9 protein-coding genes are annotated in these 9,263 nt (G+C 67.5%); 6 read left to right on the forward strand and 3 right to left on the reverse strand.

Annotated features, from left to right (window positions below; translation table 11 throughout):
* A partial coding sequence (locus tag DPV74_RS35690) for an alginate export family protein (RefSeq protein ID WP_240440084.1) occupies positions 1 to 1,460 on the forward strand: 1,460 nt, incomplete at its 5' end.
* Between the two features lie 91 nt (positions 1,461 to 1,551).
* Here DPV74_RS35690 and DPV74_RS35695 read toward each other — a convergent pair.
* Positions 1,552 to 3,138, reverse strand: coding sequence for an acid phosphatase (locus tag DPV74_RS35695; protein WP_027787762.1), 1,587 nt, complete (start codon positions 3,136 to 3,138; stop codon positions 1,552 to 1,554).
* A 224-nt stretch (positions 3,139 to 3,362) separates the two neighbouring features.
* On the opposite strand from DPV74_RS35695, the gene DPV74_RS35700 reads away from it, so the two are divergent.
* The 3 genes from DPV74_RS35700 (at position 3,363) to DPV74_RS35710 (ending at position 5,721) form a co-directional block, all read left to right on the forward strand.
* Positions 3,363 to 4,739, forward strand: a complete 1,377-nt coding sequence (locus tag DPV74_RS35700) for a cytochrome-c peroxidase (protein WP_119338897.1) — start codon at positions 3,363 to 3,365, stop codon at positions 4,737 to 4,739.
* A gap of 113 nt (positions 4,740 to 4,852) precedes the next feature.
* Positions 4,853 to 5,239, forward strand: coding sequence for a hypothetical protein (locus DPV74_RS35705; protein WP_027787760.1), 387 nt, complete (start codon positions 4,853 to 4,855; stop codon positions 5,237 to 5,239).
* Between the two features lie 11 nt (positions 5,240 to 5,250).
* Entirely contained in the window at positions 5,251 to 5,721 is a 471-nt protein-coding gene (locus tag DPV74_RS35710; RefSeq protein WP_027787759.1) for an NUDIX domain-containing protein, read from the forward strand.
* A 70-nt stretch (positions 5,722 to 5,791) separates the two neighbouring features.
* Here DPV74_RS35710 and DPV74_RS35715 read toward each other — a convergent pair whose 3' ends face one another.
* Positions 5,792 to 6,235, reverse strand: a complete 444-nt coding sequence (locus tag DPV74_RS35715) for a hypothetical protein (protein WP_060357978.1) — start codon at positions 6,233 to 6,235, stop codon at positions 5,792 to 5,794.
* Between the two features lie 137 nt (positions 6,236 to 6,372).
* Entirely contained in the window at positions 6,373 to 8,082 is a 1,710-nt protein-coding gene (locus DPV74_RS35720; RefSeq protein ID WP_119338898.1) for a glutamine--tRNA ligase/YqeY domain fusion protein, read from the reverse strand.
* Positions 8,083 to 8,326: 244 nt separating this feature from the next.
* On the opposite strand from DPV74_RS35720, the gene DPV74_RS35725 reads away from it, so the two are divergent.
* A complete protein-coding gene (locus tag DPV74_RS35725; protein ID WP_011351716.1) occupies positions 8,327 to 8,536 on the forward strand; it encodes an ornithine acetyltransferase in 210 nt (69 codons plus the stop codon).
* A 178-nt stretch (positions 8,537 to 8,714) separates the two neighbouring features.
* The coding region (locus tag DPV74_RS35730) for an alpha/beta hydrolase (protein WP_162923231.1) at positions 8,715 to 9,263 on the forward strand (549 nt) is incomplete at its 3' end.

The raw sequence follows: 9,263 nt of genomic DNA on the forward strand, positions 1-9,263 counted from the left end.
ATCGGGCGACGCCGCGAGCCGCTCGCCTCGACCGGCTTGCCCGCGCGTCGCTCGTCGCGGGGCTGCTGCTCGCGGGTACCGATGCGGCTCGAGCGGATGCGGAGGCCGCACCGGCCGCCGCCGATGGCGCACCCGCCGCGACCTGCACGGCCAAGCGGCCGACCGTGCTGTTCAACCGCTGGCAGGAGGACTGGTCGGTGCTCGCGAATCCGTGCGTGCCGCGCGCACCGCTCGACGGCTTGAAATATATCCCGCTCGGCAACGATCCGGCTTCCTATCTGTCGCTCGGCGTGAACCTGCGCGAGCGCCTCGAGACCAACGACGCGCCGCTGTTCGGCATCGGCTCCGCGCAATCGGATACGTACCTGATCCAGCGTGTCGAGGTGCATGCCGATGCGCATCTCGGCCAGCACTGGCAGTTCTTCGTGCAGCTGCAGGACGACCGCGCATTCGGCAAGAACACGATCTCGCCGGTCGACAGGAACCCGCTCGATCTCGAGCAGGCGTTCGCGACCTACACGGGCGCGCTCGGCGGCGGGACGTTCAAGTTCCGCGTCGGCCGTCAGGAGATGGCGTTCGACCTGCAGCGCTTCATCGCCGCGCGCGACGGCCCGAACGTGCGGCTGGCGTTCGATGCGGTGTGGGCCGACTACGAGTACCGGAAGTGGCGCTTCATCGCGTATGCGACGCAGCCGGTGCAGAACCGCACCGTGTCCGCGTTCGACGACGTGTCGAACCGCGACCTCACGTTCAGCGGCGTGCGCTTCGAGCGGCAGTCGGTCGGGCCCGGCGACCTGTCGGGCTACTGGTCGCGCTACAACCGCAGCAGCGCGCGCTTTCTCGATGCGAGCGGCGCGGAGCGCCGTGACGTGTGGGACCTGCGTTACACCGGCACGCACGGCCGTTTCGACTGGGATCTCGAAACGATGCTGCAGACGGGCACGGTCGGCAGCAGCACGATCCGCGCGTGGGCGGTCGGCTCGATCGCCGGCTACCGGCTCGACGCGCCGTGGTCGCCGCGCATCGCGCTGCAGGTCGATGCGGCGTCGGGCGACCGGCATCCGCACGACGGCCGTGTCGAGACCTTCAATCCGCTGTTTCCGAACGGCTATTACTTCACGCTCGCCGGCTTCGCCGGGTATTCGAACCTGATCCACGTGAAGCCGTCGGTGACGCTGAAGCCGTCGCCGAACCTGTCGCTGCTCGGTGCGCTCGGTTTCCAGTGGCGCGAGACGACCGGCGATGCGGTCTACCAGCAGGGCAATGCGGTGGTGCCGGGCACGGCAGGCAAGGGCGGGTCGTGGACGGGGATGTACGTGCAGCTGCGTGCCGACTGGACGATCGCCGCGAACCTGATCGGTGCGGTCGAGGCCGTGCATTTCCAGGTCGGCGATGCGATCCGCGAGGCAGGCGGGCACAACGCCGACTATGTCGGGGTCGAGCTGAAGTACGGCTGGTGACGCGCGCGCACCGATGAAAAAAGGGCGGCCGGGAGGCCGCCCTTCGTGCGTTCGGGCCGGCGATGACACCGGCCCGCCTGTCGCGATGCCGTTACAGGTTCGGCGACAGTTGCAGCGCGTTCGTCAGGTCGCCCATCGGCTGCCCGCCGTTGGCCTTCAGCGCGTCGTCGCGCTGTTGCAGGCCGGCGAGGCGCGGCAGCGAGAAGCGGCGCGTGATGAAGCGCAGGATCGACGCGGTGTCGTACTGCGTGTGGTCGACGAAACCCTTCTTCGAGAACGGCGACACGATCAGCGCCGGAATGCGCGTGCCCGGGCCCCAGCGGTCGCCCTTCGGCGGCGACACGTGATCCCAGAAGCCGCCGTTTTCGTCGTACGTGACGACCACGACCATGTTCTTCCATTGCGGGCTCGCCTGCAGGTGCGCGAGCACGTTCGCGATGTGCTGGTCGCCGCTCGCGACGTCCGTGTAACCCGGGTGCTCGTTCAGGTTGCCCTGCGGCTTGTAGAACGCGACCTGCGGCAGCGTGCCCGCGTCGATCGCCTTGATGAACTCGCTGCCGTCGGTGCCGCCGTCGAGCAAGTGCTGCGCGCGGCTCGTGCTGCCCGGTGCCTGGTTCGCGTAGTAGTTGAACGGCTGGTGGTGCGGCTGGAAGTTCGGCGCCGTCATGTTCGGGCCGTAGATCACGTTCGCCGTGCCGCTTTGCGCGGCCTGCAGTGCCTGGTTCCACGCACCGCCGTACCATGCCCACGACACGCCCGCGTTGGTCAGCAGGTCGCCGATGTTCTGTTGCGACTGCGGCGGCAGTGTCGTCGCGGCCGACGGGTCGGCGAGGTTCGGATCGCCGCCCGACGCCGCCTTGTTGCCGCTCGGCTGGTACGGCGGCTGCATCGTGTTGATCGCGTAGAAGTCCGGCGTCAGGTTGCCCGAGTTCACGAACTTCGGCGCGCCGTCGAGCGCGGAAGCGGGCGAGTTGCTCGCGAGCTGCAGCGACTTGCCGTCGGCGGCGACGGCCGAGATCGAACCGGCGGCCGGGCTCTTGTCCGCGTTCGCGTAGAACGGCGCGCACGCGCAGATCAGGTACTGGTGGTTCAGGAACGAGCCGCCGAACGCGCCCATGAAGAAGTTGTCGGCCAGCGTGAACTGCTGCGCGATCTTCCACAGCGGCAGCTTCGTCGCGTCGGGCGTGTAGTGGCCCATCACGAGGCCGCCCGAGTCGGCCCATGCGGCGAACATGTCGTTCTTGCCGCCGTTGATCTGCATCTGGTTCTCGTAGAAGCGGTGATACAGGTCGCGCGTCGTCACGCTCATCGGCGTGTTGAAGCCGTTCGGGTCGTCGATCGCGAACGGCGCGTTCGGCAGGTTGGCCGTCATCGCCTCGGTCACGGCCGGCGTCACGCCCTTCGCGGTCAGGCCGCCCCAGGCCTTCGGCAGCGTCGCGAGCGGCTGGCCGTTGCGGTCCTTCTGCTGCGCGCTGGCCGCGGTCACGTTCTGCAGGCCGTTCGCGCCGGGGAAATTGCCGTACAGGTTGTCGAAGCTGCGGTTTTCCGCGTAGATCACGACGACGTTCTTGACCGTCGACAGGCCCTGCTGCTGCACGTCGTCGCCGCCGCAGGCGGTGAGGGCGGCGGCCGCGGCAACGGCGATCGGTGTAAAGCGAATCCAGGCGTGGTTTTTCATCCGTTGTACTCTCTATCTCTCTCTTGTCGCGTGGGGAACCGGCGCACTCGTGTACCGCCGGTTCGCGAGGTGACCGTGGCATGTCCGGCTGCACGCATTTTGAGGGTGCGATTTGACAGGCGGGTGTAGGCGTCCTTTCGATTGGCTGTCGACGAGTCGTCATGCAACGGTCATGCGGCTGACATAAACTCCGGCCGCTCCTGAACCTACTTTCCGACGAATCGATGAAGCCTCGCCAACAGACAGCCGGCGCGTTCGCGCGTTCGTGGCTGCATCTCGCCGGCGCATTCGCGCTGGCCGCCACGCTCGTCACCGTTGCCGGCTGTGACGGACAGCCCGGTGCCGGTGCGCCGTCCGCACAGGCCGCGAGTGCGCCGGGCGGCGCGCATCCCGTTGCGTCCGCAACGGTTGCCGCGAGCGGCGCCGTGGTCGCGACGAACCAGCCGCAGACGCGGGCACAAGTTTACGAAGGCGTGCGCCGGATGACGGCGCTCGGCAAGCAACTTTTCTTCGACCCTACGCTGTCAGGTTCCGGCAAGCTCGCGTGCGCGTCGTGCCACAGCCCCGAGCACGCGTTCGGGCCGCCCAATGCGCTGGACGTGCAGTTCGGCGGCGACGACATGAAGCATCCGGGCTTTCGTGCGGTGCCGTCGCTCAAGTACCTGCAGGGCGTGCCGCAGTTCACCGAGCACTTCCACGATTCCGACGACGAAGGCGACGAGAGCGTCGATGCGGGCCCGACGGGCGGCCTCACGTGGGACGGCCGCGTCGACACGGGCGCCGAGCAGGCGCGCATTCCGCTCACGTCGCCGTTCGAGATGAACAGCTCGCCGGCGAAGGTCGCGCAGGCCGTGAAGGCCGCGCCGTACGCGGAGGAGTTCCGCGCGGTGTTCGGCGTGAAGGTGCTCGACGACGACGCGGCCACGTTCAAGGCCGTGCTGCGCGCGCTCGAAACGTTCGAGCAGACGCCCGAGCTGTTCTCGCCGTACACGAGCAAGTACGACGCGTATCTCGCGGGCCATGCGCAGCTCACGCCGGCCGAAATGCGCGGCCTGCAGCTGTTCAACGACGAGAAGAAGGGCAACTGCGCGAGCTGCCACATCAGCCAGCGCGCACTCGACGGCACGCCGCCGCAGTTCAGCGATTTCGGGCTGATCGCGATCGCGGTGCCGCGCAATCGCGCGCTGCCCGTCAATCGCGACCCGCGTTTCCACGACCTCGGCGCGTGCGGCCCCGAGCGTACCGACCTGAAGGGCCGCGACGAATTCTGCGGGTTGTTCCGCACGCCGTCGCTGCGCAACGTCGCGCTGCGCAAGACGTTCTTCCACAACGGCGTCTATCACACGCTCGAGGACGTGATGCGCTTCTACGTCGAGCGCGACATTCATCCGGAGAAGTTCTATCCGGTCGTGCACGGCAAGGTGCAGATCTATGACGACCTGCCGAAACGCTACTGGCCGAACATCAACCGCGAGGCGCCGTTCGACCGCAAGCGCGGCGAGCAGCCGGCGCTGAACGCGGCCGAGATCAAGGACGTGATCGCCTTCCTCGGCACGCTGACTGACGGATATCAGCAAGCGGCCGCGCCGGGCGGCCACTAGAAGGGGGTGCGGACGGCACGCATGCTATCCTCGCTCGCTGACAGGCGCAGTGTGCGTGCCAGTTCGCCGGCATGCGCGGTGCGCCGTTCGATCGAACATCCAAGGAGAACAACATGTCGATGCGTGCATCCCTTTCCGTCGTCACGCGCGTGCTGGCAGGCGCCGCGTGCGCAGCCGCGATGCTGCCCGCCCATGCGCAGAACAACCTGAACTTCCTGAACGACACGCCGCTCAGCTACTTCAGCAAGGCCGACCGCGCGTCGCTCGCGAAGGCCGCCGCGCAGGTGCGCGACGAAGGCAAGGACGGCGAGACCACGGCGTGGCAGAGCAGCGGCCGCGGCACGCAGATCGATGCGAAGCTCACGCCGACCACGACCGAGACGGACGGCAAGACCTGCCGTCAAATCGCCACCGAAATCACCGCGAAGGGCCAGACGATGACGCTCAAGCCCGTCTACTGCAAGACCGACGCGGGCAAGTGGCAGTTGCAGAAGCGCTGAGCACGCGCGTGATGAAGCGGGGCGACGCGCCGCGCACGGTGTCGTGCGGCGTCGTGATCCTCGATGCGGCCGGCCGCGTGTTCCTCGCGCATGCGACGGACACCACGCACTGGGACATCCCGAAGGGGCAGGGCGAGCCGGGCGAATCGCCGGCCGACGCCGCGCTGCGCGAACTGCTCGAGGAAACCGGCATCGCGCTGGCGCCGGCCCGGTTGCTCGATCTCGGCCGCTTTGCGTACCGGCACGACAAGGATCTGCACCTGTTCGCGGTGCAGGTGGCCGAAGGCGAGATCGATCCCGCGCAGTGCACGTGCACGTCGCTGTTTCCGAGCCGCCGCGACGGCTCGATGATTCCCGAGATGGATGCGTATCGCTGGACCGTGCCGGCCGACATCGACGCGTATGCGAGCCGCAGCCTCGCGCGGCTGTTTCGCACGAAGCTGTCGCTGGTGGACCTGCATCGGCGGTTGACGGGCGCGTAACCCCGGCAGGCAATAAAAAAACCGGCGCAAGCCGGTTTTTTCATGGTTCGTCCGATTCGCCGCCGGCGAGTCAGGTCAGCCATCGATCGGTGTCGCGATGCTGGTCGAGGCCGATCGCTTCGAATTCGTCGAACGCGTCGCCCCTGGCGACGCCGAGATCGCGAAGCGCTTCGTTGATCGCATGGTCCGACACGACGAGCGGGCCGCTCGCGCGGCCATCCGCGAAGCGCGCATGCGCCTGGGTGCCGCTGCCGCCGAAGAATTCGGCTTCGACATAGGCCAGTGCAGCGTGCGCACTCAACTGTTCACACAGCGACAGAAGTGCCGGCGGCAGCACCGTGTCGTCCCCGTCGGTCAACGGGCAGAACGGGATGGCGTGAGCGTTCCGGAACGCGGTGTCGAGCGGGATCATGTCGATGTCGCCGCGCAGGCGGACGACGCGCAGCCCGCGCGGCAGCGGCGCGGACGCAAATGCGCCGGATCTGGCGACGATGGCCTGCAGCGAATAGGGCATGACGACGGTTCCTGGCGTGGCATTCGGGGCAGGCTGCCCCGGCGAGCGGCCGGTCGGGCTGCGCATCGGCGCAGCCGTTGTCCGAGCATGACGAACGGGTCAGGCGCGGGCGACCGGCGCCGCGCCTGTCCGATCCCTCAGGCCGGCTTGCCCCAGCTGTCGCGCAGCCCGACGATCCGGTTGAACACGGGCTTGCCCGGCTTCGAATCGACACGATCGGCCACGAAGTAGCCGTGACGCTCGAACTGCACGCGCGTTTCCGGCGCGATGTCGCTGTTGCCCGGCTCGACGTATGCCTGGACGATCTTCTTCGAATCCGGATTCAGCGCCTCGAGGAAGTTCGCGCCGCCCGCGTCCGGATGCGGCTCCTTGAACAGGCGGTCGTAGATCCGCACTTCGGCCGGCTGCGCATGCTTCGCGCTGACCCAGTGGATGTTGCCCTTGACCTTGTAGTTGTTCGCGCCTTCGGTGCCCGACTTGCTGTCCGGGAAGTAGTTGCAGTGCACGGCCGTCACGTTGCCGTCGGCGTCCTTGTCGAAGCCCGTGCACTCGATCACGTAGCCGTAACGCAGGCGCACCTTGTTGCCCGGGAACAGGCGGAAATAGCCCTTCGGCGGGTTCTCGACGAAATCGTCGCGCTCGATCCACAGCTCGCGCGAGATCGGGAACGTGCGCACGCCGCGATCCGGATGGTGCGGATGCACGGGCGCCGTGCACGCTTCCTCGAGGTCTTCCGGGTAGTTGTCGATCACGAGCTTCAGCGGATCGAGCACGGCGACCGTGCGCGCTGCCTTGTCGTCGAGGTCGTCGCGCAGCGCGCCTTCGAAGATGCTCATGTCGATCCACGAATCGATCTTCGTCACGCCGATCCGCTCGCAGAACAGGTGGATGCTCTCCGGCGTGAAGCCGCGGCGGCGCACGCCGACGATCGTCGGCATCCGGGGGTCGTCCCAACCGTCGACGTGGCCTTCGGTGACGAGCTGCAGCAGCTTGCGCTTGCTGGTGATCGCGTACGTGAGGTTCAGCCGCGAGAATTCGATCTGTTGCGGCAGCGGGCGCGTGAACATGCCGGCTTCCGCGAGTTCGTTCAGCACCCAGTCGTACAGCGGGCGGTGATCCTCGAATTCGAGCGTGCACAGCGAATGCGTGATGCCTTCGAGCGCATCCGAGATGCAGTGCGTGTAGTCGTACATCGGGTACACGCACCATGCGTCGCCGGTGCGGTAGTGGTGCGCGTAGCGGATCCGGTAGATCACCGGGTCGCGCATGTTCATGTTCGGCGAAGCCATGTCGATCTTCGCGCGCAGCACGTGCTCGCCTTCCTTGAACTCGCCGGCCTTCATGCGGCGGAACAGGTCGAGGTTTTCTTCCGGCGTGCGGTCGCGGAACGGCGACGGCTTGCCGCCTTCGGTCAGCGAGCCGCGGTTCGCGCGCATTTCTTCCGCGCTCTGGCTGTCGACGTACGCCTTGCCGCGCTGGATCAGCAGCTCGGCGAATTCATACAGCTTGTCGTAGTAGTCGCTCGCGAAGTACTGGTGATCGACCGCGTCCTTGCGCCAGTCGAAGCCGAGCCAGCGCACCGCGTCGACGATCGAGTCGACGTACTCGACGCTTTCCTTTTCCGGGTTCGTATCGTCGAAGCGCAGGTGGCACACGCCGCCGTAGTCGCGTGCGACGCTGAAGTTCAGGCAGATGCTCTTGGCGTGGCCGATGTGCAGGTAGCCGTTCGGCTCGGGCGGGAAGCGTGTTTCGACGCGGCCGCCCCATTTGCCGGTGCGGTTGTCGTCGTCGATGATGTTGCGGATGAAATTGGAAGCCGCGGGGGCGTCGTTGCGTTCGGTGCTCATGCGGATGGCGTCAGGTTGTGTCGGCGCGTCGCGCCGGTTTAATCCCGTGATTCTACCTGACCGGGGTCCGTCCCGCGCGGCTGGCGGCGCGGCAGGCACGGGTTTCGACGGATTATCTCGATATTGTGTCGGCTGTAACACGACGTAAATCGGATTGCCCGGGCCGTTTGGCGTTGCCTATGATGGCTTCACCGATTCGATACCGCCGTTCGCCTAACCGCGCGGCGAGAGGACACCAACAATCATGATGAAGAAGACCACATTTATCGTTCGTACCGCCGTGATCGTCGCGGCCCTGTCGCAACTCGGCGCGTGCGCCATGACGCATACGCAGCGCAATGCAGGCATCGGCGCGGCCGCCGGCGGCGCGCTCGGTTACCTGGTGACGGGCGGCCCGCTCGGCACGGTCGCCGGCGCCGCGGCGGGCGGTATCGTCGGCGCGAACGTGCGCTGATCGATGACATGACGCGAGCCGCGTGCAACGCGGCTCGTCGTCCGGTCGCGACGCCGTCCCGCACGCGTCCCGGCCCCTTGCACATCCTTCCGGTTTCAGACAGGCAGCATCAGGGAGGAACGGGTGTGCGACACTGCGTCGACGCCATATAACGATTTCACCCGTCGACGCACCTTCCATGAGCTCATTTCCCGTTCTCGTCCTGCCGGGTTACGCCAATTCGGGCCCGCTTCACTGGCAGAGCCGCTGGGAGCGTGCCGATGCACGTTTCTCGCGCGTCGCGATGCCCGACTGGGACCGTGCGTTCCGCAACGGCTGGTGTCTCGCGCTCGATCGCGCGGTCGAAGCCGCGCACGGGCCGGTGCTGATCGCCGGCCATAGTCTCGGCACGCTCACCACCGCGTGGTGGGCGACCCGCTATGCGCGCCCGGCCGCGCTCGCGAAGGTGCGCGGCGCGCTGCTCGTCGCGCTGCCCGACCCGGGCGGCCCCGCGTTTCCGGCCGATGCATACGGCTTCGGGCCCGTGCCGCTCGAACGGCTGCCGTTTCCGACCTGCGTCGTCGCCAGCAGCGACGATCCGTATGGCTCGCTTGCGTTCGCGCGCGGTTGCGCGAACGCATGGGGCAGCGCTTTCCACGATATCGGCCCGCGCGGCCACATCAATGCGGACAGCGGGCTCGGCGACTGGCCCGAGGCGCGCGGCTGGCTCGACGCGCTCGCCCGCCGC

The organism is Burkholderia sp. HAN2018 (assembly GCF_024704855.1).
Taxonomy (GTDB): domain Bacteria; phylum Pseudomonadota; class Gammaproteobacteria; order Burkholderiales; family Burkholderiaceae; genus Burkholderia; species Burkholderia cepacia.

What these genes read in the sequence shown, in the direction of transcription:
- DPV74_RS35695 (WP_027787762.1), bottom strand. Translation starts at nt 3,138, where the DNA reads ATGAAAAACCACGCCTGGATTCGCTTTACACCGATCGCCGTTGCCGCG.
- DPV74_RS35700 (WP_119338897.1), top strand. Translation starts at nt 3,363, where the DNA reads ATGAAGCCTCGCCAACAGACAGCCGGCGCGTTCGCGCGTTCGTGGCTG.
- DPV74_RS35705 (WP_027787760.1), top strand. Translation starts at nt 4,853, where the DNA reads ATGTCGATGCGTGCATCCCTTTCCGTCGTCACGCGCGTGCTGGCAGGC.
- DPV74_RS35710 (WP_027787759.1), top strand. Translation starts at nt 5,251, where the DNA reads ATGAAGCGGGGCGACGCGCCGCGCACGGTGTCGTGCGGCGTCGTGATC.
- DPV74_RS35715 (WP_060357978.1), bottom strand. Translation starts at nt 6,235, where the DNA reads ATGCCCTATTCGCTGCAGGCCATCGTCGCCAGATCCGGCGCATTTGCG.
- DPV74_RS35720 (WP_119338898.1), bottom strand. Translation starts at nt 8,082, where the DNA reads ATGAGCACCGAACGCAACGACGCCCCCGCGGCTTCCAATTTCATCCGC.
- DPV74_RS35725 (WP_011351716.1), top strand. Translation starts at nt 8,327, where the DNA reads ATGATGAAGAAGACCACATTTATCGTTCGTACCGCCGTGATCGTCGCG.